The organism is Streptomyces sp. NBC_00076 (assembly GCF_045041235.1).
Classification (GTDB): Bacteria; Actinomycetota; Actinomycetes; order Streptomycetales; family Streptomycetaceae; genus Streptomyces.
This window is the reverse complement of record NZ_CP108242.1, coordinates 6,595,498-6,618,568: the sequence shown is the minus strand read 5'-3', so window position 1 is coordinate 6,618,568 and position 23,071 is coordinate 6,595,498. Positions and strand designations below refer to the sequence as shown.

General features: G+C 69.9%; 21 protein-coding genes. 9 read left to right on the top strand and 12 right to left on the bottom strand.

Annotated elements, in window-relative coordinates:
* Positions 1–95 precede the first annotated feature (95 nt).
* The 6 genes from OHA64_RS30220 to OHA64_RS30195 all read right to left on the bottom strand — a co-directional run bounded on the left by OHA64_RS30220 (position 96) and on the right by OHA64_RS30195 (position 7,198).
* Positions 96–488 (bottom strand): cytidine deaminase, encoded by a 393-nt coding sequence (locus OHA64_RS30220; protein ID WP_405618342.1) that lies wholly within the window; start codon positions 486–488, stop codon positions 96–98.
* Positions 485–1,771, bottom strand: a complete 1,287-nt coding sequence (locus OHA64_RS30215) for an ABC transporter permease (protein WP_405618340.1) — start codon at positions 1,769–1,771, stop codon at positions 485–487. Before OHA64_RS30215 ends, OHA64_RS30220 begins: the two co-directional genes overlap by 4 nt.
* Entirely contained in the window at positions 1,768–2,895 is a 1,128-nt protein-coding gene (locus tag OHA64_RS30210; protein ID WP_405618337.1) for an ABC transporter permease, read from the bottom strand. Before OHA64_RS30210 ends, OHA64_RS30215 begins: the two co-directional genes overlap by 4 nt.
* The gene (locus OHA64_RS30205) at positions 2,892–4,451 is read right to left on the bottom strand and encodes an ABC transporter ATP-binding protein (RefSeq protein WP_405624175.1); all 1,560 of its coding nucleotides are present in this window, start codon (positions 4,449–4,451) and stop codon (positions 2,892–2,894) included. The genes OHA64_RS30210 and OHA64_RS30205 overlap by 4 nt, the downstream gene beginning before the upstream one ends.
* A 166-nt stretch (positions 4,452–4,617) precedes the next feature.
* A complete protein-coding gene (locus OHA64_RS30200; RefSeq protein WP_405618335.1) occupies positions 4,618–5,679 on the bottom strand; it encodes a BMP family protein in 1,062 nt (353 codons plus the stop codon).
* A 295-nt stretch (positions 5,680–5,974) separates the two neighbouring features.
* A complete protein-coding gene (locus tag OHA64_RS30195) occupies positions 5,975–7,198 on the bottom strand; it encodes a M20 family metallopeptidase (protein WP_405618333.1) in 1,224 nt (407 codons plus the stop codon).
* A 419-nt stretch (positions 7,199–7,617) separates the two neighbouring features.
* Between OHA64_RS30195 and OHA64_RS30190 the strand changes: the two genes are divergently transcribed.
* Positions 7,618–8,277 carry a class I SAM-dependent DNA methyltransferase gene (locus OHA64_RS30190; RefSeq protein ID WP_405618331.1) on the top strand — a complete coding sequence of 220 codons (660 nt, stop codon included), beginning with the start codon at positions 7,618–7,620 and terminating at the stop codon, positions 8,275–8,277.
* A 143-nt stretch (positions 8,278–8,420) separates the two neighbouring features.
* Here OHA64_RS30190 and OHA64_RS30185 read toward each other — a convergent pair whose 3' ends face one another.
* The 4 genes from OHA64_RS30185 to OHA64_RS30170 form a co-directional block, all read right to left on the bottom strand.
* Positions 8,421–9,527, bottom strand: a complete 1,107-nt coding sequence (locus OHA64_RS30185; RefSeq protein ID WP_405618329.1) for a hypothetical protein — start codon at positions 9,525–9,527, stop codon at positions 8,421–8,423.
* Positions 9,528–9,652: 125 nt separating this feature from the next.
* Positions 9,653–10,591 (bottom strand): N-acetylneuraminate synthase family protein, encoded by a 939-nt coding sequence (locus tag OHA64_RS30180; RefSeq protein ID WP_405618327.1) that lies wholly within the window; start codon positions 10,589–10,591, stop codon positions 9,653–9,655.
* Between the two features lie 11 nt (positions 10,592–10,602).
* Positions 10,603–11,847 carry a cytidylyltransferase domain-containing protein gene (locus OHA64_RS30175; RefSeq protein WP_405618325.1) on the bottom strand — a complete coding sequence of 415 codons (1,245 nt, stop codon included), beginning with the start codon at positions 11,845–11,847 and terminating at the stop codon, positions 10,603–10,605.
* 23 nt (positions 11,848–11,870) lie between these two features.
* On the bottom strand, positions 11,871–13,259 hold the full coding sequence (locus tag OHA64_RS30170) for a DUF6716 putative glycosyltransferase (protein ID WP_405618323.1): 1,389 nt from the start codon (positions 13,257–13,259) through the stop codon (positions 11,871–11,873).
* Between the two features lie 198 nt (positions 13,260–13,457).
* Here OHA64_RS30170 and OHA64_RS30165 point away from each other — a divergent pair, with 198 nt between their 5' ends.
* The 5 genes from OHA64_RS30165 to OHA64_RS30145 all read left to right on the top strand — a co-directional run bounded on the left by OHA64_RS30165 (position 13,458) and on the right by OHA64_RS30145 (position 18,708).
* Positions 13,458–14,444, top strand: a complete 987-nt coding sequence (locus tag OHA64_RS30165; RefSeq protein ID WP_405618321.1) for a glycosyltransferase family 2 protein — start codon at positions 13,458–13,460, stop codon at positions 14,442–14,444.
* Entirely contained in the window at positions 14,444–15,790 is a 1,347-nt protein-coding gene (locus tag OHA64_RS30160) for an alpha-2,8-polysialyltransferase family protein (RefSeq protein WP_405618319.1), read from the top strand. The genes OHA64_RS30165 and OHA64_RS30160 overlap by 1 nt, the downstream gene beginning before the upstream one ends.
* Before the next feature lie 203 nt (positions 15,791–15,993).
* A complete protein-coding gene (locus OHA64_RS30155; RefSeq protein WP_405618317.1) occupies positions 15,994–17,031 on the top strand; it encodes a glycosyltransferase family 2 protein in 1,038 nt (345 codons plus the stop codon).
* Positions 17,021–17,437, top strand: coding sequence for a GtrA family protein (locus OHA64_RS30150; RefSeq protein WP_405618315.1), 417 nt, complete (start codon positions 17,021–17,023; stop codon positions 17,435–17,437). Before OHA64_RS30155 ends, OHA64_RS30150 begins: the two co-directional genes overlap by 11 nt.
* Entirely contained in the window at positions 17,434–18,708 is a 1,275-nt protein-coding gene (locus tag OHA64_RS30145) for an NAD(P)/FAD-dependent oxidoreductase (RefSeq protein ID WP_405618313.1), read from the top strand. Before OHA64_RS30150 ends, OHA64_RS30145 begins: the two co-directional genes overlap by 4 nt.
* On the opposite strand, the gene OHA64_RS30140 is transcribed toward OHA64_RS30145, so the two are convergent.
* Complete coding sequence (locus OHA64_RS30140) at positions 18,683–19,105, bottom strand: ATP-binding protein (RefSeq protein ID WP_405618311.1); 423 nt, start codon at positions 19,103–19,105, stop codon at positions 18,683–18,685. The genes OHA64_RS30145 and OHA64_RS30140 overlap by 26 nt on opposite strands.
* Positions 19,106–19,323: 218 nt before the next feature.
* On the opposite strand from OHA64_RS30140, the gene OHA64_RS30135 reads away from it, so the two are divergent.
* Together OHA64_RS30135 and OHA64_RS30130 are read left to right on the top strand one after the other, a co-directional pair.
* The gene (locus tag OHA64_RS30135; RefSeq protein ID WP_405618309.1) at positions 19,324–20,592 is read left to right on the top strand and encodes an XRE family transcriptional regulator; all 1,269 of its coding nucleotides are present in this window, start codon (positions 19,324–19,326) and stop codon (positions 20,590–20,592) included.
* Complete coding sequence (locus tag OHA64_RS30130; RefSeq protein WP_405618307.1) at positions 20,577–21,116, top strand: GNAT family N-acetyltransferase; 540 nt, start codon at positions 20,577–20,579, stop codon at positions 21,114–21,116. Before OHA64_RS30135 ends, OHA64_RS30130 begins: the two co-directional genes overlap by 16 nt.
* 350 nt (positions 21,117–21,466) lie before the next feature.
* Here OHA64_RS30130 and OHA64_RS30125 read toward each other — a convergent pair whose 3' ends face one another.
* Complete coding sequence (locus tag OHA64_RS30125) at positions 21,467–22,282, bottom strand: helix-turn-helix transcriptional regulator (protein WP_405618304.1); 816 nt, start codon at positions 22,280–22,282, stop codon at positions 21,467–21,469.
* A gap of 71 nt (positions 22,283–22,353) precedes the next feature.
* On the opposite strand from OHA64_RS30125, the gene OHA64_RS30120 reads away from it, so the two are divergent.
* On the top strand, positions 22,354–23,067 hold the full coding sequence (locus OHA64_RS30120; protein ID WP_405618302.1) for an SDR family oxidoreductase: 714 nt from the start codon (positions 22,354–22,356) through the stop codon (positions 23,065–23,067).
* Positions 23,068–23,071 lie beyond the last annotated feature (4 nt).

Here is a 23,071-nt window from a genome sequence, read left to right as displayed (position 1 = left end):
AGCGTCATGGTGTGGCCTTCCTTCCGAAAAGCATGCAGAAACCGCGCGGCCCCCCGAGTGGCCGAGGTGAGCAACTCAGAGGGGCCGTACGGGAGTTACTTGGCGAGATGGTCCGGTCCGAAGGCCTGCGGCAGCATCTCGGAGAGCGGCAGGATGCCCGCCGGGGTCTCCAGCAGAAGGTCGGGCCCGCCGAACTCGTACAGCAGCTGGCGACAGCGGCCGCACGGGACCAGGATCTCCCCCCGGCCGTTCACACAGGTGAAGTGCGTGAGGCGACCGCCGCCCGTGTTCTGCAGCTGGGAGACCAGTCCGCACTCGGCGCACAGGCCGAGACCGTACGAGGCGTTCTCGACGTTGCAGCCGGAGACCGTACGCCCGTCGTCGACCAGGGCCGCCACGCCGACCGGGTACCCGGAGTACGGGGCGTAGGCCCGCGACATGGCGTCCCGGGCCACGGCACGCAACTGCTCCCAGTCGGCGTCGGTCACTTGCCCTGTCCCTTCCGGTACCGCATACCGTCCGCCTTCGGCATCCGCAGGCGCTGCGCCGACAGCGACAGCACCAGCAGCGTGACGACGTACGGGGTGGCGCCCACGAAGTCGCTCGGCACCTCGTCCGTGAACAGGTACCACAGCAGGACGAGCGCGCCGACGAAGAGGCTGATCCCGGCCTGCCAGTGCGCCTTGCGGTACAGCTTCCACCCGGCCAGCCCCACGAGGAGCACGACCAGCAGGAGCAGCAGCGCGTGGACGGTCTCGCCGCCGTTGCGCAGCTGCAGCGCGTCGGAGTAGCCGAACAGGCCCGCGCCCATGGCGAGGCCTCCGGGGCGCCAGTTGCCGAAGATCATGGCCGCGAGGCCGATGTAGCCGCGCCCGCCGGTCTGGTTCTCCAGGTAGGTGTGCGAGGTGACCAGCGCGAGGAAGGCGCCGCCGAGGCCCGCGAGGCCGCCGGAGACGGCCACGGCCACGTACTTGTACTTGTAGACATTGACGCCGAGGGACTCCGCGGCGATCGGGTTCTCGCCGCAGGAGCGCAGCCTGAGGCCGAACGGGGTGCGCCACAGCAGCCACCAGCTGCCGACGAACAGCAGGATGGCGAAGAGCGTCACCACGGACAGGTCGGTGACCAGGCCCCCGAGGATGCCGGCGATGTCGGAGACCAGGAACCAGTGGTGGTTCTCGAGAGACTTGAGGCCGCTCGAGAGGCCGGGCACGTCGATGGTGGGCAGCGAGTCCACCGGCGGGGACTGCTTGGGGTTGCCGCCCGCGTCCGCCGCCTTGCCCTCCGAGAAGAAGAGCTTGGCGAGGTACTGGGTGGTGCCGAGCGCGAGCAGGTTGACCGCGACACCGGAGACGATGTGGTCGACGCCGAAGGTGATGGTCGCGACCGCGTGCACCAGGCCGCCGAGGACACCGAAGCCGATGCCGCACAGCAGGCCGAACCAGGGGTTGGACTGCCAGCCGATCCAGCCGGCGCCGAAGGTGCCGAGGATCATCATGCCCTCGAGGCCGATGTTGACCACGCCGGACCGCTCGGACCACAGACCGGCCAGACCGGCGAGGCCGATGGGCACGGCGAGCCCCAGGGCGGCGGAGACCTGGCCCTCGGAGGTGAGCTGGTCGGAGCCGGTGATGACGCGGACCGCGGCGACGAGCAGCAGCGCGCCCGCGACGATCATGAGGATCTGGCCGAGCGAGCGGCTCGACCGACCGCGGCCGTTGTCCGCCTTGGGTGCCGCGGGGGGCGGCGTGTCGGTCATCGTGGCAGTCATCGCGCCACCTCCTGCTTCTGGATCGCGGCGGCCTGGGCGGCGAGCTCGGCGCCGACCCGCTGCTGCTGGCGCTTCAGGCCGTAGCGGCGGACGAGCTCGTAGGCGATGACGACGCACAGGACGATGACGCCCTGGATGACGCCGAGGATTTCCTTGTCGTACCCCTCGAACTCGAGGTGGTTGGTGGTGCGCTCCAGGAAGCCCCACAGGAGCGCGCCGAGCGCGATGCCGACCGGGTTGTTGCGGCCGAGCAGGGCGATGGCGATACCGGTGAAGCCGATGCCCGACGGGAAGTCGTTGCTGAACTGGTGGCTGTCGTTGAGCAGGGTCGGCATGCCGATCAGACCGGCCACGGCGCCCGAGATGACCATGCTGGTGGCGACCATCTTCTTCACCGAGACACCACTCGCGGTGGCCGCGCTCTCGGACTGGCCGACGGTGCGCAGATCGAAGCCGAACTTGGTGCGGCCGAGCACGAACCAGTACGCGACACCGACGAGCACGGCGATGACGACGAAGCCCCACAGCACGCCGGCCGGGCCCGTGTCGATGCTGAAGAAGTACGAGGACTCCGGCAGCGGCTTGGTGGAGATGACCGTGCCGCCGCTCTGGAGTTCGGCGAGCTTCCCCGGCTGGAGCAGGAAGCCGATGATCGCGGTGGCGATCGAGTTCAGCATGATCGTCGAGATGACCTCGCTGACGCCGCGGGTCACCTTCAGGACGCCCGCGATGGCCGCCCACAGGGCGCCGGTCGCCATGGCGCACAGGATGATCAGCGGGATGGCGATCCAGCCGGGGACGGTCAGCGCGCCGCCGAGGACGGCCGCGAAGAACGCGGCTATCCGGTACTGGCCGTCGACGCCGATGTTGAACAGGTTCATGCGGAAGCCGATGGCCACCGCGACACCCGCCAGGTAGTACGTCGTCGCCTTGTTCAGGATGTAGACCTGGCTGTCGCTGGCGGAGCCGTAGGTCAGCATGTCGCTGAAGGCGGAGCCCGGGTTCTTGCCGGTGGCGAGGATGACCAGGGCGGTGACGACGAGCGCGGCGACGATCGCCAGCAGCGGCGCCGCGATGCCGAGGAGCAGCCGCTCCCTGTCGATGCGTTGGGTCAGCTTCTTCATCGGTCGTCGTCCTCTGCGTGCTCCAGGTGGCCGGTGGCCGCACCCGTCATGGCGGAGCCCAGCTCCTCGGGGGTGATCGTGGCGGGGTCGGCGTCGGCGACCAGGCGGCCGCGGTACATCACCCGCAGGGTGTCGGAGAGCCCGATGAGCTCGTCCAGGTCGGCGGAGATCAGCAGCACGGCCAGACCCTCGCGGCGGGCCTCGCGTATGTGGTCCCAGATCGCGGCCTGCGCGCCCACGTCCACGCCGCGGGTGGGGTGGGCGGCGATCAGCAGCTTGGGCGCGTGGCTCATCTCGCGGCCGACGATCAGCTTCTGCTGGTTGCCGCCGGACAGCGAGGCGGCCGTCACCTCGATACCGGGCGTGCGGACGTCGTAAGCCTTGATGATGCGCTCGGTGTCGGTGCGGGCGGCCTTGATGTCGAGCAGCTGGCCGCGGGAGTTGGGCCGCTCGCTGACATGGCCGAGGATGCGGTTCTCCCACAGCGGTGCCTCGAGGAGCAGACCGTGGCGGTGGCGGTCCTCGGGGATGTAGCCGACGCCGGCCTCGCGGCGCCGGCGGGTGGGGGCGTGCGATATGTCGGTGCCGTCGAGGGTGATGGCGCCGGCGTCGGGGTCGCGGATGCCCATGATCGCCTCGACCAGCTCGGACTGGCCGTTGCCCTCCACGCCGGCGATGCCGAGGACCTCGCCCTTGTGGATGGTGAAGGAGATCGCGTCGAGGATGATCCGCTCGACGCCGTCGAGGTCCGTCTGGCTCAGGTGCAGCTTGTCCACCTTGAGCAGCGGGACGTCCGTGACCGTGGACTCCTCGGTCTCCGGCGTGGGCAGTTCGCTGCCGACCATCAGCTCGGCGAGCTGCCTGGGGGTGGTAGCCGCCGGCTCGACCGTGCCGACGGTGGTGCCGCGCCGGATGACGGTGATCTCGTCCGCCACGGACAGGACTTCGCCCAGCTTGTGGGAGATGAAGATGACGGTGAGGCCCTCGGCCTTCAGCTCGCGCAGGTTGTCGAAGAGGGCCTCCACCTCCTGCGGCACCAGGACGGCGGTGGGCTCGTCCAGGATGAGGGTCTTGGCGCCGCGGTAGAGGACCTTGAGGATCTCCACGCGCTGGCGGTCGGCGACGCCGAGTTCCTCCAGGAGGACGTCGGGCCGGACGTTCAGCCCGTACGCGTCGGAGATCTCCTTGATCCTCGCACGTGCTCTCGCGCCGATGCCGTGCAGTTTCTCCGCGCCCAGGACGACGTTCTCCAGGACGGTGAGGTTGTCGGCGAGCATGAAGTGCTGGTGCACCATGCCGATACCGCGCGCGATGGCGTCGGCGGGGTTGTGGAAGGTGACCCGCTCGCCGTTCACGGTGATGGTGCCCTCGTCCGGCTGCTGCATGCCGTAGAGGATCTTCATCAGGGTGGACTTGCCGGCGCCGTTCTCACCGCACAGGGCGTGGACGGTACCCGTGCGGACGGTGATGTCGATGTCACGGTTGGCGACGACGCCGGGGAATCGCTTGGTGATGCCGCGCAGTTCGACGGCAGCGGGAGGGCTGGACGCGTTGATGGCGCACTCTCCTGGGGGGAAAGGGGCTGCATAGGGGAGGGCAGGCGTCGGCGACGCTAGCGCGGCAACTCCATGCTACACGCGTAGAGTTGACACATTGTTATGGCCCGACGAGGAGGTTTTCGCACGCCCCCTCGCCGAGCCCGGTCCGGCGGGAACCGTCAGGTCACGGGGTGGTCTTGACCTTGATGGTGCCGTCGACGATCTTCTTCTTGGCCGCGTCCAGCTGCGCCTTGATGTCGTCGATGAAGCCACCGCTGGTGGCCAGCGAGACACCGTTCTTGGCGAGCGTGTAGTTGTTCTGGCCCGTCAGCGGCTTGCTGTCGTTGACGGACTTGATGAAGTCGTAGACACCGACGTCGACGTTCTTGACCATCGAGGTCAGGATCGAGTTCTTGTACTTGGCCAGACCGGGGATGTTGTACTGGTCCGAGTCCACGCCTATCGCCCAGGTGCCCTTGGCGCCGGAGACGGCCTCGATCGCGCCGTTGCCGGAGGAGCCGGCCGCCGCGTAGACGACGTCGGCGCCGTTGTCGAGCATGCCCGACGCGGCCTCCTTGCCCTTGTCGGGGCTGGAGAAGCCGGAGAGGTCGGACCCGTGGGTCAGGTACTGGACGTCGACCTTGACCTTCGACTTGGTGTCCTTGACCCCCTGGACGTAGCCCGCCTCGAACTTCTTGATCAGCGGGGTGTCGACGCCGCCGATGAAGCCGACGTGGTCCTTCTTCGTCTTCAGCGCCGCGGCCACACCGGCCAGGTAGGAGCCCTGCTCCTCGGTGAAGGTGATGCTGTCGACGTTCTTGGCGTCCACCACCGAGTCGACGATGCCGAAGCTGACCTTCGGGTACTTCGCGGCGATCTTGCCCATCGACGTGGCGTAGGAGAAACCGACACCGACGATCGGGTTGTAACCGGCGTCGGCCAGGTCTGTCAGGCGCTGCTCGCGGTCGGCCTCGGTGTCGGAGGTCTTGGCGGTCAGCTCCTTGATCGAGCCGCCGAACTCGGTCTTGGCCTTGTCGGCTCCGCGCGCGGCGGAGTCGTTGAAGGAACGGTCACCGCGACCGCCGACGTCGAAGGCGAGACCGATCTTGACGCCGTCGCCGCCGGAGGAGGCCGAGGAACCCTTGCCCTCGGCCTTTTCGGAGGAGGTGCTGCCACAGGCAGTGGCAGTCAGTGCGAGTGCTGCGGATGCGATACACGCAGCGGAAAGCTTTGCTACCCGGCGCACGGGGGGCTCCTTACACCTGACCTGAGCGCCGGATTCGGCGCTTCGTGTGAGCACCTTGTCAGTGCTCGGCCTGGACGCCCCTGCGGCGTCGGCTTCGCGGCATCGTAACGCGCGTAGATGTCAGAAAAAGACCTCTTCCAAAGCCGTTATCGGATCGAGGCAAACGGCGTCTGAACTCAGGGTCTTGCGGCTCCGCACCGTACGTTGCGGGCAGTTCACGATTGGCTTACGACCCTGTTGCGGACGGCGGGACGGCGGCCCTCGAAAGGGCCGTCCGCCCGGCACTCCCGCCGCGTCAACGCTCGGCCGCGTCCAGCAGAGCCGCCGCCGTGAACAGTTCCACGCCCACCGTGATCGCCGACTCGTCGGCGTCGAAGTCGCCCTGGTGGAGGTCACGCACGGTGCGCTCGCCGGGGGTGCGGACACCGAGGCGGGCCATCGCGCCGGGGACGTGCTGGAGGTACCAGGAGAAGTCCTCGCCGCCGAGGCTCTGCTCGGTGCTCTCGACGGAGTCGGCACCCCGGCGGGCCGTCATGGCGTCGCGGAGGAGCGCGGTCGCCTCGGAGTCGTTGACCACGGGCGGGACGCCTCGGATGTAGTTGATCTCCGACTTGGCCCGGTGCAGGTTGGCGACCTCGTCGATCGCGGCGACCACGATGTCGGGTGCCTGCCGCCAGGCGTCGATGTCCAGGCAGCGCACGGTCCCGGAGAGCTCGGCGTGCTGGGGGATGACGTTCGGGGCGTGGCCCGACTCGATCCGGCCCCAGGTGACGGCCAGTCCCGCACGGGTGTCGACGCGGCGGCCGACCAGCGCGGGCACGTCGGTGACGACCCGGGCGGCGGCCGTGACGAGGTCGGTCGTCAGATGGGGGCGGGCGGTGTGGCCGCCGGGACCGTCGAGGGCGATCTCCAGCCGGTCACAGGCGGAGGTGATGGCGCCCTCGCGCAACCCGATCCGCCCGGCGTCGACGCGGGGGTCGCAGTGCACCGCGATCATCCGCCCGACACCTTCGAGCACCCCGCAGTCGATGGCGTCGGCGGCGCCGCCGGGCAGCACCTCTTCGGCGGGCTGGAAGATCAGCCGCACCGGCCGGGGCAGCAGGCCCTGCCGGTTCAGCTCGGCGAGCACCAGGCCGGCGCCGAGCACGACGGTCGTGTGCACGTCGTGGCCGCAGGCGTGGGCGCGGTCCGGCACGGTGGAGCGGTACGCGCACTCCGTCTTCATGTCCGGGATGGGCAGGCCGTCGATGTCGGCGCGGAGGGCGAGCATGGGCGTGCCCCCGTCCGACTCGCCGATGTCACACACGAGCCCGGTCCCGACGGCGAGCACCCGCGGTTCCAGGCCGGCGCGCTCGAGCCGCTCCTTGATCGCCGCGGTCGTGCGGAACTCCTGGTTGCCGAGCTCGGGGTGCATGTGCAGGTCGCGACGGAACGCGACGAGCTCGGCACGGAGCGCCTCGGGAAGCGCTCCGGGAAGCAGTGCTTCCCCGGGAAGATCGACCTCGGACTCTAGCGGCATCAATTGCTTCACCCTCTGAAGGGTAGGACGCCCGACCGGTCGACTGACCCTCGATCAACAAAGTTCAGCCCCTTAGGGGAAGAAAATCTGATCGCCGGACGCATATGTACCGTTCGGGATGGGTACACTCGCCGGATTTCCGGCCGAGCGGCTGCCGTACGGCATCCATCCCTCTCTTCACGGATACCACGCCTGACGGGAATGAGACCGGTCTGTTCACCTGTCGGACGGGCGGGGGTGGTCGCCGGGAAGGGCTGATCTCACCCCCTTCACCTCGGGAAAACCCCAGTTCAAACGGTCGTTTCAGGTAGATATGGCGGCTCGTCCCGCCGAGAGGCAGTGTGTACGAGACCACACTCCACCACCGCTCCTCCGAAGAGGGGGGTGGCGCTGTCGGCGCGCCGCTAGGGTGCGGCAGCGTGAGTGCACAGGATCCGGAGTTCATAGCGGCCGCTCGAAGCTCGTACGACGCCATCGCCGGCCCCTACCGCGAGCGCCATCCCGACGGTCTGGGCGACAGACCGCTGGAGCGCGGGCTGCTCACCGCGTTCGCCGAGCTGGTGCGGGCCGGGGGAACCGCGCCGGTGGCCGACCTCGGCAGCGGGCCCGGGTATGTCACCGCCCGGCTGCACGCCCTCGGTGTGCCGGTCTTCGGGGTCGACGTCTCGCCCCGGACGGTGGAGCTGGCCCGCCGGTCCCACCCCGGGCTGCGGTTCCACGTGGGGTCCCTGACGTCCCTCGACCTGCCGGACGGCTCCCTCGGCGGGATCGCCGCCCTGTACTCGATCATCCACGTCCCCGACGAGTACCTCACGGAGACGTTCGCCGGGTTCCACCGTGTCCTGGAGCCCGGTGGGCATGTTCTGCTCGCCTTCCAGTCCGGGGACGAGGACGACCGGTCGCGCCTCTCCGAGCGCTTCGGCCAGGCGGTCTCGCTCGACTGCTACTGGCGCACACCGGAAACCGTGGCGGGTCACCTCACCAGGGCCGGCCTGCGTATCCAGGCCCGGGTGCTGCGTGAGCCGGAGGAGGACGAGACCCGGCCGCGCGCCTTCCTCCTGGCGAGGAAGCCGGCGTAGGAGCCGGAGGAGCGGCGGCGCAGGCGCGGGAGAGCGCGGCGGCGGAGCCGGTGAAAGGGCTGCGGAGGAGCCGTTGGAACGGTGGTGGAGGAACCCGGAGAACGGTGGCGGAGTCAACGTGCCTGCGGAAGCTCCAGGGGCGCTCAGACCGCGGTGACCGCCGTGGCTGCCGTGACCGCCGACAGCCGGTGCACGTCCCGGGCCGTTCCCGTGACCCCGGACAGGAACCCCTGGGCGCGCGGTGAGGCGTTCTCGGTGAGCCATGCGGGGTCGATGTCGCAGACCGCGACCCGTACCTCCGTGCCGGACAGGGCCAACGGGAGGGTGTGGACGACGGTCGAGGGGAAGCTGAGGATCGTCCGGCCGACCGGGCCGCGGCGGGCGATCAGCTCCAGCGGGAGGTCCGGGCGGACGATCTCCAGCCCCGACTCCACGGCCAGCCGGTGGAGTTTCTCGGTGCTCTCGCGGCGGTGGGCGAAGTAGCGGGTCGCCCCGTGGGCCTTGGCCAGGTTCTGGACCGCCGACAGGTAACGGTCCGCGTCGACGACTCCCGTCTCCACCAGGGAGGTGCCGACCATGTCCGCGCCCTTGGTGATGCGGGGCGGGCCGAAGCGGGCGCGGGTCCAGGCGAAGGTGTTCGCGGTGACCGTGACACCGGCCGGGGGATCTGCCATCGGCATGGAGGAGAAGATCTCCACCCGGCGCTTCTCGCTGGGCGTCAGCCGCCTGCGGGCCACGGAGGACACCGGCGCGAAGACCAGGTCCCGGGGTCCGGGGCGGCCGCCCTTGCGATGCCAGCGCACCAGACGCTCACCGCTGGCCAGCTGGGCGACGAACTCCATGGTCGCCGTGCCGTCGTCGACCACGACCAGGTCGCGGGCCCGGGTGATGGTCAGCAGCAGTTGTACGTAGCGGGAGAAGGGGTCCCCCAGGACGATCCGGTCGGCCCGCCGGAGCATTTTGGTCAGGCCGCCGACTGTCTGGAACGGGGCCATCGGGCCGCCCCGCGCCTCCTCCCAGCGGACCGCGTGACCGCCATCGCGGGCGAGTTCGGCCATGCGGCGCAGCTGGCCGCGGGTCATGGGGTCCATCGGGGACAGGACGACGAGGGTGAGCCCCGCGCCGGGCGCGTGCTCGTGTTCCCGCGCGAGCGCGTGCTCGTGCGCCCACTCCAGCACGTTCAGCAGCTGTACCGGACTCTCCACGAAGGCGAGAGTGCGGGGGCCGGCGGACCCGGCGCGGGGGCTCATCTACGGACGACCGTCCCGTCGTGAGTGATTCTCAGGGGGTTGCTTGTCTGAGGTGCTTCTCTGAGGTGCCTCTGCGGCGGTTCTCAGAGGGTGCTTCTCAGAGGGTGGTTCTCAAGGGGTGGGGATCAGACCGAGACCGGCTCGCCCGCCGCCGCCGCGATCTCCGCCTCGGCGACGACGCCGGAGACGCGGCGCAGCTTCTTCATCGGGCCGAGCTCGGACTCGTAGACCTTCTTGACGCCGTCACCGAGGGATGCCTCGATGGTGCGGATGTCGCGCACCAGGCGGGTGAGGCCCTGCGGCTCGACGGAGGCGGCCTGGTCGGAGCCCCACATGGCGCGGTCCAGGGTGATGTGGCGCTCTACGAAGGTGGCGCCGAGGGCGACCGCCGCGAGGGTGGTCTGCAGGCCCGTCTCGTGGCCGGAGTAGCCGATCGGGACGTTGGGGTACTCGGCCTGGAGGGTGTTGATCACGCGGAGGTTGAGCTCCTCGGCCTTGGCCGGGTAGGTCGACGTGGCGTGGCAGAGCAGGATGTTGTCGCTGCCGAGGACCTCGACCGCGTGGCGGATCTGCTTCGGCGTCGACATGCCGGTGGAGAGGATGACCGTGCGGCCGGTGGCGCGGAGCTCGCGCAGCAGCTCGTCGTCGGTCAGCGAGGCGGAGGCGACCTTGTGGGCGGGGACGTCGAACTTCTCCAGGAAGGCGACGGCCTCGTTGTCCCACGGGGAGGCGAACCAGGCGATGTTCTTGCTCTTGGCGTACTCGTCGATCTGGCGGTACTCGTCCTCGCCGAACTCCACCCGGTGGCGGTAGTCGATGTAGGTCATGCGGCCCCAGGGGGTGTCGCGCTCGATGTCCCACTGGTCGCGCGGGGTGCAGATCTCCGGGGTGCGCTTCTGGAACTTGACGGCGTCGCAGCCGGCGTCGGCGGCGGCGTCGATCAGCTTGAAGGCGTTCTCGAGCTCGCCGTTGTGGTTGATGCCGATCTCGCCGACGACGTAGACGGGGTGGCCCGGGCCGGCGGTCTTCGAACCGAAGGTGCGCAGACGGGAGTTGGTGCTCATGGGGACGTTCCTTACTTGTTGAGGGAGTCGAGAGAGGGGCCGAGGATCCAGCTGGCGATCTCTCGGATCGCGCCGTCGCCACCGGGGACGGTGGTGACCGCGCGTGCGGCGCCGCGCACGACGTCGTGGGCGCTCGCGACCGCCACGGGCCAGCCCACGAGGGCGAAGCACGGGAGGTCGTTGACGTCGTTGCCGACGTAGAGCACGCGCTCAGGCGCGATGCCCTGCTCCTCGCACCACTGCTTCAGTGCGAGGTCCTTGCGGTCGATGCCGTGCAGGACCGGGATCTTGAGCTTCCGGGCCCGGGCGGCGACGACCGGGTTCTGCTCCGTGGAGAGGATCAGCATGCCGAGACCGCTTCTGCGCAGGGCGGCGATGCCGAGGCCGTCTCCGCGGTGCACGGAGACGAACTCCTTTCCATCGGCGTCGATCAGCACCCGGTCGTCGGTCTGGGTGCCGTCGAAGTCCAGTACGACCGCGTCGATGTCGTCGGCGGTCGGCAGCGAACCGGGGCGGTTCGCGTCGAAGAGGGGGGCCAGCGCGCGGGCGCGGGCCAGCTCGTGCGGGTCGTCGATCTCCAGCACACGGGCCGGGTCCGTGCGGACGAGTTCCGTGTGGCCGAAGAAGCGGTGCTGGTGCTTGCGGAAGCCCGTCGCCTCCATCGCGTAGGCGGCGCCGGTCTCCAGGAGGTCCTGGGGGCGGTCCTGGCGGCGGGGGCGGAAGGACTTGTCGTGGTTGACGCCGTAACCGCCGGTGTCGTCAGCGGAGTTGACGCCGTCTTCCGCGTCCCGCCAGATGAAGCCGTGGAAGGGCGCCACGGTCACCGCGGTGTCGGCGCCGTTCTCGACGACCGCGCCGGCCACCCCGTCGATGTCCTCACGGAGGATGAAGGGGCTGGTGCACTGGACGAGCAGGACGGCGTCGACGGGCGCCCCGTGCAGGGCCTCGTGGGCGTCCATGGCGTGCAGGACCGCGGCCTCGGAGGTCGCCAGGTCGCCGGCGATGGCGGCGGGCCGCAGCACGACCTCCGCGCCGGCCTGGCGGGCCGCGGCCGCGATGGCCTGGTCGTCGGTGGACACCACGACGTCCGTCACCAGCCGGGTGGCCCGGCACTCGCGCACCGCCCGCGCCACCAGCGGGACGCCGCCGACGGGGGCGAGGTTCTTCGCGGGCACGCCCTTGGAGCCGCCGCGCGCGGGGATCACCGCGAGCACCCGGCGCACCGAAGCGCCTGGGCCCGCTGCCGGGTTGGACATGGGGTCTACTCCTTGGAGAGAGGTCACAGTTCGCCCATCCGCCGGATGACGGGCGCGACCCGCTGCACGCCGTGCCGGTAGGCGCCGCGCGCCGCCCGGCGCACGATCTGCCGGACCGGGCCGGGGTCCTTGTCGGCGGCGGGGGCGCCGGGCAGCGGGCTGCCGTCGGGGCCGAGGTGGTGGCGGGCGAGGATGCCGGGCAGATAGCCGGGGGCGGTCGCCGGTGTGTAGTACGGGTTCAGGGGCGCGAGGCCGCCGGGGCGGCCGAGCAGCTTGGCGATGCGTTCGCGGGCCGCGTCGAAGGCGGTCGCGTACGAGCCGTCCGCGGCGACGCCCTGCCGGGCCACCCACTCCTCGTCGGGCGCCGGACGGTGCCCGGCGTCCAGCTGGTCCCAGGAGGCGAGGCACCCGGAGCCGACGAAGTGGTGGTTGCCGAGGACCTCGCGCACGCCCAGGTCGGTGAGGACGACCGTCGGGATGCGCCGGTGCAGGGACTCCAGCGCGGCCGTCGAGCTGATGGTGACCAGCAGGTCGGTCCGGTCGAGGACCTCGCCCATGTTCCCGTACACCAGGCGGAAGTTGGCCGGCGGATCGAGCCGCTGGACCAGCTTCTGGTAGGGCTGCTCCTCGATGTGCGTGGTGTGTTCGCCCGGCCTGGAGCGCAGCTTGAGCAGCACCTCGCGCTCGGGGTGCAGCCGGGCGTGCTGGATCAGCCGTTTCAGCAGGTACGTGCGGTCCCGGCGGCTGTCCGGCACGGACGGCTGCACGGCGAACACCACGGTGTAGGGCCTGCGCCCCTGCTCCGCGGACGGTTCGGGAAGGGCCGGGGTGTCGTGTGCGCCCTCGTACGCGGCTCCGCCGAGGAACGGCAGCGCCACCTCGGTCACCGCGGAGGCGTCGGCGCCCACCCCCTCGTACACGGCGCGGAAACGCTCCGCGTCCTGGCGGGAGTTGGCGAGGACCAGGTCGGCGCCGTGGCGCAGCAGCAGGCCGTCGGCGAGCTTCTCGTAGACGACGCCGACATAGCCGGTGACGACGACGGGCCGCTTCTCACGGTCCTCCCACACACGCTTGAGTCCGTGCAGCATCGCCTGCACCCCGCCGCCGACGAGGGCGAGCACGACGAGGTCGTACGGCTCCTCGGCCATGGCGCGCAGGAACTCGACGGCCGTCACCTCCCGCAGGGACTCGGCGCGCACCCCCACTTCCTCCAGCTGACGGGGGGTGGGCGTGGCGCGTCCGCGCAGCAGGAATCCGCTCAGCGCGGGGCGGACTTGCGCGTCCTCGCGCGGTGCGGTTTCCATGGACGGATCGGGAGCGATGCGGTCCGCGGTCAGCGCACCCCATTTCCAGCGGGTGTCCGAGTCCGCGAGGACGGCGATTCTCGGGGGGTTCGTTGTACTTGACGGCACGACTAAGACGCTAGGAAGCAATTTCTAGGTCCGGCCCAACCGCGACTCAACGAAAAGTTAACAACAGCCCACCGGAAGCCGAACTGGCCCGCCGAGGAGCGGAAAGCGCTCTGGATGCACCGTTCCGACACATTGAGTTCACCCCCTGTACGCGCACCGGAAAGTTCCGCAGCCGGGCAGCCTCCTAGGGTTTTGCAGGTGCCAAAGCTTTCCGTGATCGTGCCGTTCTACAACGTGCAGCAATTCGCCCCGGACACCCTCAGAAGCCTCCGACTGAACGCCCGGCCGGACTTCGAGTTCGTGCTGGTCGACGACAAATCCAAGGACGAGACCCCGGCCATTCTCGAACGGGCGGCCGATGAGTTGTCGGACGTCGCCCAGGTGCGTCTCGTCCGCCACGACGAGAACGGGGGGCTCGCCACCGCGCGCAACACCGGCCTGGACGCGGCACAGGGCGAGTACCTGACGTTCCTGGACGGGGACGACTGGCTGGCCCCCGGCTACCTCTCCGAACTGGTGTCGACCATCGAGGAGCTGGACGTCGACTTCGTCCGCACCGACCATGTGCAGGCCACCGCCCGCGCCCGGACCGTGCACCGGGCCCCGGTCGGCCGCCGTTACGAGGTACTGAACCCGCGCGAGGCGATCCTGCCCGCCGACCGCACCACCTCCGTGGACTACGCCTTCGCCTGGGCCGGCGCCTACCACCGTCGCCTGCTGGACAGGGGCCTGTTGCACTTCACCGACGGCCTGCGTACGGCCGAGGACCGGCCGTGGATCTGGAAGCTGCACCGCGAGGCGGAGTCGTTCGCGGTGGTGAGCCTGCTGGGCGTGTTCTACCGGCGTGGGGTCGCCTCGTCGCTGACCCAGATCGGCGATGCCCGCCAGCTCGACTTCATCCGCGCCTTCGACCAGGTGATCGAGGAGACGGCCGGCGACCCGGACGCCGACCGGCTGCTGCCGAAGGCGGTGCGCACCTACTGCGCGATCATCGCCCACCATCTGTCCGACGAGTCCAAGTGGGAACCGGCCGTGGCCAAGCAGCTGCGGGCGATGAGCGCGGCGGCGATACAGCGCATGCCGCAGGACGCGCTCGGTGACGTACTCGAGACCATGGACATGCGCCGCTCCTCCACACTGCGGCGGCTGCGGCGCCGGGTCACCACAGCGAAGGCGGCCGCCTGATGCCCCGTACCAGCCCTCGTGGCACCACCCAGATCCTCTGCGCCTCGACCCTGTACGGGGCCGCCACCCTGGCCGCCGCGATCGACTCCGACCTGTTCGCGGAGCCGGACCGCCGGGTGCTGCTGGTCTTCAACAACTCCACCACCCCGGAGACCACGCCGGCGCTCGACACCATGCCGGGCTTCGAGCCGCTGCGCAGGCACTTCGACGAGGTGCTGTCGTGGAACGAGGCCATCCGCCCCTTCCACCCGGGGGCCTGGTCCCCGCGCCCCGACGACGTCCCGCTGTTGGAGCGCTATCTGCGGCTGCTGTGGGGGCTGGGCGACGACCGGGTCGAGCTGGTCCTGGAGTCCATCCAGGTCACCCCGGCCCTCGCGGTGGCACAGCTGTTCACCGACGCCCCCGTCGACGTCTACGCCGACGGCCTGATGAGCTACGGACCGACCCGCAACAAGCTCGACCCGCTGGTCGGCACCCGGGTGCGCCGGCTGCTGCACCTGGACCTGGTGCCGGGCCTGACGCCGATGCTGCTGACCGAGTTCGACGTGCCCGCGCACCTGGTGCCGACGGACGCCTTCCTGAAGGTGATGGGCGAACTCACGGCCTCCGTGGACGAGTTGCCGGTCCCGCCGGACGACGCCGCGCTGCTGCTTGGCCAGTACCTGTCCGCGCTGAACATACTCTCCCCCGCCGAGGAGGAGGACCTGCATGTGCGGATGATGCGCGGGGCGGTGCGGCGCGGGCACCGGTCCGTCGTCTTCAAGCCGCATCCCACCGCACCGGCCCGCTACAGCCGCGCCCTGGAGACCGAGGCCGAGAAGCTCGGGGTGGACCTCACCGTCCTGGACACGCCCGTTCTGGCCGAGGTGCTGTTCGAGAAGGCCCGGCCCGCGCTGGTCGTCGGCTGCTTCTCCACCGCGCTGTTCACCGCGGCCACGTTCTACGACCTGCCGGTCGCCCGCATCGGCACCGAGCCGCTGCTGGAGCGGCTCACGCCCTACCAGAACAGCAACCGGGTGCCCGCTCTGCTGGCCGACGCCGTACTGCCGGACCTGGAGGACGGGCAGGGCGAGGACGCGGTCCCGGCCGACGAACTGGGAGGCCTGGTCACCGCGGTCGGTTTCAGCATGCAGCCGAAGATCTACCCGTCCCTGCGGCCGGCCGCGGAAAACTATCTCTCGAAGCGCTTCAGGCCGCGTACCCGGCGCTATTTCAAGCGCAAGCGGCTTACCGCGCTGGGGCTGCCGGGCGGTGTCCCGAAGCGGCTGGCGTTCCTGCCCCGCAACGCCACGGCACGGCGGGTGGTGCGGCGGGCGCGGGCCCTGAAGAAGGCCGTACGCCGCTGAGCGGATCAACCTGAATCTGTTGTCCACTTCGCTCGCCACTCCTCGGAATTGATCCTTCCGATAACACCGGGAGCGAAGAGAAACAGGGAAGTCGACTGCCGGACGGAATCTGTTCGGCCGGGGTTCACAAAGGCTCCATAGCTTCCCCCAATGCGTCAGACAGTTTTCGGGTCAATCCCGTTCGATTCCTCGGCCGGGTCGATATGACCCAGCAGGACATACGACCGCCCGCCCCGGCACCCGTCGTCCTCACGGCGGTGGAGCCGGGGCCCGCGCGGCGGCCGCTCATCTCGTACGTCCTCCCGGTCTACAACGAGCAGGACGGCATCGCGGCCTTCCACGCCGAGCTGGCCGCCGCCCTCGCCACCCGCCCGGAACTCGACGCGGAGCTGGTGTACGTCAACGACGGCTCCACCGACGGCTCGCTCGCGATCCTCAAGGACCTCGCCGAGCAGGATCCGCGGGTCCGGGTCGTCGACTTCGCCCGTAACTTCGGGCACCAGATCGCCATCACCGCGGGCCTCGACCACGCCGAGGGCGACGCGGTGATCGTGATGGACACCGACCTCCAGGACCCGCCGAAGGTCAGCCTGGAGCTGGTCGACGCCTGGCGCGAGGGTGCCGACATCGTGCACGCGCGCCGCCGCAGCCGGCAGGACAGCGCGTTCAAGCGTGCCACCGCGCACGCCTACTACCGCGTCCTGCGCGCCTCCACCGACGTGGACATCCCGCTGGACACCGGGGACTTCAGGCTGCTGGACCGCAAGGTCGCCGACGAGCTGCGCAGGTACCGCGAACGCAGCCGCTTCGTGCGCGGCATCGTCGCCTCGATGGGCTACCGGCAGCGGGAGGTGTCCTTCGACCGCGACGAACGGTTCGCGGGCGAGACGAAGTACCCGCTGCGCAAGATGGCCCGCCTAGCGGTCGACGGCGTCACCAGCTTCTCCACGGCCCCCCTGAAGATGATCACGCGGCTGGGCTTCGTGGTGCTGGCACTCTCCCTGGTCGGGATCGTCTACGCGCTGGCCATGAAGTTCTTCCGGCCCGACATCACGGTGTCCGGCTGGACGATGCTGATGTGTGTCGTGCTCTTCCTGGGCGGCACGCAGATGCTGTCGCTGGGTGTGATCGGCGCGTACATAGGGCGCATCTACAGCGAGGCTCAGGGGCGGCCGCTGTACCTGGTGCGCGAGGTGCTCCGCGCCGACGGGGACGGGCGGGGCGGTGACGATGACCGCTGAGACCGCGGCACCACCGGCGACCGCGCCCGCGCCGCGGACCCTGCGCCAGCTGGTCCGGTACACCCTGATCGGCGGCAGCGGGGTCGCCCTGGACCTCGTGGTGTTCCTGCTGCTGCACAACCTCGCCGGGATGGACGAGCAGCTCGCCAACGTGCTCAGCACGACCCTCGGCATCGCCAACAACTTCGTCCTGAACGCCCGGTTCACCTTCGAGCGGCGCGACCGGATCGTCCTGCGCTTCCTGCGCTTCTACGCCGTGGGTCTGACCGGCATCGCCCTGACGTACCTGCTCTTCCTCGTCTTCACCGACGGGCTGGGGATCGACGCCAACCTGGTCAAGGCGGGTTCACTGCCGCTGGTCCTGGCGCTCCAGTTCGTGCTCAACAAAAAATGGAGTTTCGCATGAACCTCGGCATCATCGGCGCGGGTGCCACGGGCCTGACCGCCGCCTGGGACGCCGTACGGGCGGGCCACCAGGTGACCCTGCTGGAGGCGGCCTCCGAACTGGGCGGTCTGGCGGCCTCGTTGGAGGTGGGCGGGGTCCCGCTGGAGCGCTACTACCACCACATCTTCCGCAGCGACAAGGCGATGATCGCCCTGATCGAGGAGCTGGGGCTCGGGGACGCGCTGCGCTTCCACAAGCCGACCACGGGCATCTACCGGGGCGGCGAACTCATCGACTTCACCACCCCGTTGGACATGCTGCGCTTCCCGGAGTTCTCCCCGGTGGACGCGGTCCGCTTCGCCGGTTCGTCGGCGCTGCTGAAGGCGGTCCGGGGCGGAGAGCGTTTCAACGACCTGACCGCTCTCGCCTGGTTGCGCCGCTGGGCCGGCAAGAAGGCCACCGCGGCGATCTGGGAGCCGCTGCTGCGGGGCAAGTTCGGAGACCGAGCCGAACGGGTGTCGATGGCCTGGCTGTGGGCCCGGATCCACTGCCGGACGTTCGAACTCGGCTATGTGGACGGCGGGTTCGAGCGGGTGTACACGGCGCTGCGGGACGGGATCGAGGAGCGTGGCGGAAAGGTCGAGTTCGGCAAGGCGGTGGAGTCGATCCGACAGGACGCCGAGGACGACGCCGCGCCCGCCGTGGTGACCTGCGCGGACGGCTCGACGTACGAGTTCGAGCGGCTGATCGTGACCACGCCGCAGCCCGCCTTCGCCAAGGCGGCCGGACTGCCCGCCGACCACACGGCGTGGAAGAACCAGTACCTGGGCGCGACCTGCTTCGTGCTGGAGCTGGACCGCAGCGTGATCCCGTACTACTGGCTCAACATCAACGAGCCGGGCTTCCCGTTCCTCGCGGTGGTCGAACACACCCGCATGATCGACCCGTCCGTGTACGGCGGCCGGCACATCCTCTACGTCGGCAACTACGTCGAGCGCGAGGACTGGCGTTTCACCACCGAACCGGCCGAACTGCTGGCGAAGTTCCTGCCCTACCTGCGCCGTGTGAACCCGGACTTCGACGAGTCCTGGATCAAGGACTGGCATTTCTCGAAGGCAGGCTTCGCCCAGCCGGTGGTGACCCCCGAGTACCGCGCCCTGATCCCGCCCCACGAGACCCCGATGAGCCGCGTCACGCTGGTGACGATGGCCCAGATCTACCCCCAGGACCGGGGGCAGAGCTACTCGGTGGCGTTGGCCCGCGAGGTCAGCGGGTCACTGGGGTTGCGCTAGGACCCAGTCGGCGGGGGTGCGGTTCCTGCTGCTCGGGGAACTGGGCCGGCTCGCGCTCCAGCTCCCCCCAGACCTGCTTGCCCCAGCGGTACAGGTCGGTGCCCCAGCGCTCCGTGACGGCGTCGACCAAGAGGAGACCACGGCCCCGGATCTGGTCGCCGTTGGAGTCGGTCCGCAACCTCGGGATGACCTTCGAGCGGTCGACGACGCCGAGGCGGACCCCGTTCTCGATGGGGCGGGAGACGATCACGCGGATCGAGGGGAGGCAGCCGTGGTCCACGGCGTTGGAGACCAACTCGGTGATGACCAGGGTGGCGTCCTCGATCAGGTCCTCCAGGCCCCAAGCGGTCAGGGCCGTACGGACGAGCCTGCGAGCGACGGCCGCGCTCTCGGGCACACGATCGAGCGTCTCGGAGTATCCGGGGTGCCCCGTGGGGCGTGGCGTTGCCATCACAGTCATCAGGACCTCGGGGGTGTGGTGCGATCTGGCCTCACCCGAGTGAACGGCGCCGGACCGTCCGAAGGCAGGAAAAACCCGCCCGCTCCACATCCGCCCCGACCGGAAATTTCCTGCGCCGCGCTCACTGACGGGGACTCAGTCACTACCGTGGGTATGTGGAGGGGAACGAAAGCCTCAACAGCGCCATGCGGGAGAGCGGGCTCACCCAGGTCGAGTTGACCGACAAGGTGAACACTCACCTGATCTGTGCCGGGCACGAAGGCACGGTCAGCGACCGCACCGTCCGCAACTGGCTGACCGGAAAAACGAGGTGGCCCCACCCCAGGCAGCGCAAGGCGTTAGAGGCAGTATTCGGCTGTACCGCCGAGGAACTGGGCTTCAGCCCGCCACCGGCGAGACAACGACACCCCTCGTCCCCTGCGGAGGACTCCGTGAGGCGCAGGAACTTCCTCACAGCCGCCAGCGGCACGACGGCCTCCGTCGCGGTCCCCTTCGTCGGCGCCCCTCCCCGGGTGGGCACCTCCGACGTCATCCGGCTTCGCAGTGGCCTGGACTCCCTGATGGCCCTGGACGACACCAGGGGAGGTCACGAGGGCCTGGAGCAGGCCGCGTTGGCCGGAGCCGCCGAGGCCCTGCAGAAGCAGAAGCTCGGGGCTACCCAACGAGTCCGGCTCCGGCTGTTCTCGGTGGCCGCCGACTACACCGCCACGGCCGCCTGGAGCGCCCTGGACGCCCGTCAGCCGAACCGCGCGTACACCCTGCTGAGCAAGGCTCTGTACCTGGCCGGGATGGGTCAGGACCCCGTGGCGGAGCTGAGGGTCTGGAACTCCTACGCGATGCTGGCCCACCAGCGCGGGGAGCACGTGAAGGCTGTCGACTCCGCCTGGGCCGCCCAATCCGCCTCGATCACCAAGCGGGACCCCCTCTTCGCTTCCCTGGCCCACGCCCGCACGGCCATCGGCCACTCGAACCTCGGCGACCGCCAGGCCGCCATCCGTTCCCTGGGGCACGCCCAGGAGGCTCTGGGCAAGGCGGACCCGGACCAGCCCCGTCCGAGCTGGATCGCCTTCTACGGGCCGGCTGAGCTGACCGCCATGACCGCGATCGTCCGGGACCGGATCGGGGACTCCGCCGAGGCTGAGGCGGCCTCCCACAAAGCCCTCGGGACGATCCCCGGGCAGTTCCGCAGAAACCGGGCCCTGGCCACTGCACGGCTCGCCCTGGCCCAGCTCCACCAGCGGGACATCGACCAGGCCTGCTCCACGGCCTCCAGCGTCTTCGAGCTGATGAACGGCTCTCCGATTCCCGGCCGGATGCGTTCCCTCCTGGGCGACTACTACCGGGACTTGATCACTCTTGCGCCGGACGCGACGGTCGCACAAGAGTGGGGAGACCGCTACCGAACCGAATGGAGGCGAGCTTGAGCGCCACCGACCTGGACGTTCGTCGCTTCACCCACGACGACCTCCCGCAGATCCGCCAGGCCCTGATCGACGTGCACTCCGACGCCTACGCCGATGCGATGGATGACGAGTTCAACCAGCGCTTCCCCTGGTTCGTGGATCATTGGGGCGGTAACCCGGACTTCACCTGCGTGATCGCCTTCGACGGAGGCGAGCCGGTGGCCTTCGCCTACGGGGCTCCAGCCACCCCGAAGCGGGAGTGGTGGCGGGAGCACGTGAAGCCCGCTCCGGAGAGGCACCGGACCTTCTCGTTCTCCGAACTGGCAGTCCGCACGACATGGCGCAAGACCGGGACGGCGGAGCTGGTGACCCGGGCGCTCCTGGAGGGCCGGGACGAGGACTTGGTAGTCCTGCTGGTCGACCTTGAACACCCGCGGGTCCAGGCCATGTACGAGTCCTGGGGCTTCCAGAAGGTCGGGGACCGCCAACCCTTCCCGGACTCCCCGGTCTATGCCGTCATGCTCGCGGAGCTGCCGTTGGGATGAGGCGTTCGGGCGGAGCCTCGTGGAGAGGGGCAAGCCGGGTTCCGAATGCACGTCCTGTCGGACGCGAACGGACACCCCCCTGGGGTCATCGCTGTCTCCGCCAAGAACGTCCACGACAGGCTGAAGCCCATAGTCGATGGCCGCCAAACAGGGGCACAACCCCCATAAACGGGCGCTACTTCAAGCCCCACGCCTGCATGTCGACGATGCCTACGTCATCCCCGAGCTACTAAGAGCGCGCGCAGATAGGCGGCGTGGAAAGCCTCGGCATCAAGGTGGGCGCAGGCCCGAGTGAATATTGAGTTGCGACGCTCTGTGACCGTTGGCGAGACCTGTGCGTATCCTTCGTTTCAGGTCGCCTGCGTGGCCAGCCTGCGCAGGGCCCGCACGGCAGGTGATCCTGGGTCGGCCGTCATCAGGACAACCTCCTGGTCATCCTCGGGCACGAGCAGGACGTCGCAGTTCAACCGCAGCGCACCGGCCTCCGGATGGTTCAGGGTCTTGGTGCGATGCCCGGGAGCATGGACCGGACGTGTCTCCCAGATCTGCCGGAACTCCTCACTGCCGGCGTGCAGTTCGGCCAGCAGCGCGGCCAGGTGCGGGTCATGCGGGTAGCGGTCCGCGGCCCGGCGCAGTCGCGCCACCACGATGTGCCCGAATTCCTCGGCGCTGGAGCTCTCGCACGTCCGCCCCTGGCCCAGGAAGCGGCGTCGGGCCAGGTTCGTCGTCCCGCCTCCAAGGTCGGTGCCGAGCAGTGCCCGGGCCAGGGGGTTCCAGGCGACGACGTCGTACGCCGCGTCAGTGACGACGGCACCGGTCTCCGGCAGCCGCTCCAGCATCCGGGCCACGTGCGGGCGCACCCGCCGCACGGCGCTGATGCCAGGCGGCGCGCTCGAACCCGCCAGGCGGAACAGATGGCTGCGCTCGGCCGGCGTGAGCCGCAGCGCGCGGGCCAGCGCGTCCAGGATCCGGGCCGATGGCCGCGGCCCCCGGGCCTGCTCCAGCCGCGTGTAGTAGTCGACCGACATGTGGGCGAGCTCCGCCACCTCTTCGCGGCGCAGACCCGGTGTGCGGCGGTCGGTGCCCGTCGCGGCCAGGCCGATCTCGTGCGGACGCAGGGCCGCCCGGCGGTCCCGCAGGTAGTGGGCCAGCTCCTGCCGCGCCATGTCGCCTCCTCCCACTGCCTGGTACAGGCTGTCCCTGGCAGGGCACCCGCGACCAGGGAAGTGTGGCTGCCATGAACGAACGCACAGCTCTGGTCACTGGTGCCAACAAGGGCATCGGCAAGCATATCGCCCGGCTGCTCGCCGCCGAGGGCCTCACCGTGTACGTGGGCTCCCGTGACCCCGGGCGCGGGCAGCGGGCCGTCGAGGAGATCGGAGCCGGGGCCCGTCTGCTGGTCCTCGACGTGACAGATCCCGACGGCGTCGCACAGGCCGCGGCTCAGATGGACCGCTTGGACGTGCTGGTCAACAACGCCGGCATCTCGCCGTCACTCGCCCCGCCGACCCACACCGGCGTCGAGGAGTACCGGCGCACATACGAGACCAATGTGTTCGGGGTAGTGGCGGTGACCAATGCTTTCCTGCCCGCCCTGCGCCGGTCCCCGCGCCCGCGCATAGTCAACATCTCCAGTGGCACCGCGTCGCTGACCTGGAGCACCACCCCCAACCCCCAGTTCACCCCGGGAAGCGGCGGCGGCGCCTACCGGTCGTCCAAGGCCGCCCTCAACGCCCTCACCGTCCTCTACGCCCAGACGCTGGCCGAGGACGGCTTCAAGGTCAACGCGCTCGCCCCCGGCTTGCGGGCCACTGATCTCAACCCCCGGGCCGCCGCTGCCGGCGGCGACCCGGCCGAGGCCGCGCAGGGTGCCCTCCGCCTGGCCCTGCTGCCGGACGACGGCCCCACCGGTGGCTTCTTCTCGTGGGACGGAACGCCCGTGCCCTGGTGATCAG

Coding starts and splice junctions, on each gene's coding strand:
- OHA64_RS30215 (WP_405618340.1), bottom strand. CDS start 1,771: ATGACTGCCACGATGACCGACACGCCGCCCCCCGCGGCACCCAAGGCG.
- OHA64_RS30210 (WP_405618337.1), bottom strand. CDS start 2,895: ATGAAGAAGCTGACCCAACGCATCGACAGGGAGCGGCTGCTCCTCGGC.
- OHA64_RS30195 (WP_405618333.1), bottom strand. CDS start 7,198: ATGCCGCTAGAGTCCGAGGTCGATCTTCCCGGGGAAGCACTGCTTCCC.
- OHA64_RS30185 (WP_405618329.1), bottom strand. CDS start 9,527: ATGAGCCCCCGCGCCGGGTCCGCCGGCCCCCGCACTCTCGCCTTCGTG.
- OHA64_RS30180 (WP_405618327.1), bottom strand. CDS start 10,591: ATGAGCACCAACTCCCGTCTGCGCACCTTCGGTTCGAAGACCGCCGGC.
- OHA64_RS30175 (WP_405618325.1), bottom strand. CDS start 11,847: ATGTCCAACCCGGCAGCGGGCCCAGGCGCTTCGGTGCGCCGGGTGCTC.
- OHA64_RS30160 (WP_405618319.1), top strand. CDS start 14,444: ATGCCCCGTACCAGCCCTCGTGGCACCACCCAGATCCTCTGCGCCTCG.
- OHA64_RS30155 (WP_405618317.1), top strand. CDS start 15,994: ATGACCCAGCAGGACATACGACCGCCCGCCCCGGCACCCGTCGTCCTC.
- OHA64_RS30150 (WP_405618315.1), top strand. CDS start 17,021: ATGACCGCTGAGACCGCGGCACCACCGGCGACCGCGCCCGCGCCGCGG.
- OHA64_RS30145 (WP_405618313.1), top strand. CDS start 17,434: ATGAACCTCGGCATCATCGGCGCGGGTGCCACGGGCCTGACCGCCGCC.
- OHA64_RS30130 (WP_405618307.1), top strand. CDS start 20,577: ATGGAGGCGAGCTTGAGCGCCACCGACCTGGACGTTCGTCGCTTCACC.
- OHA64_RS30125 (WP_405618304.1), bottom strand. CDS start 22,282: ATGGCGCGGCAGGAGCTGGCCCACTACCTGCGGGACCGCCGGGCGGCC.
- OHA64_RS30120 (WP_405618302.1), top strand. CDS start 22,354: ATGAACGAACGCACAGCTCTGGTCACTGGTGCCAACAAGGGCATCGGC.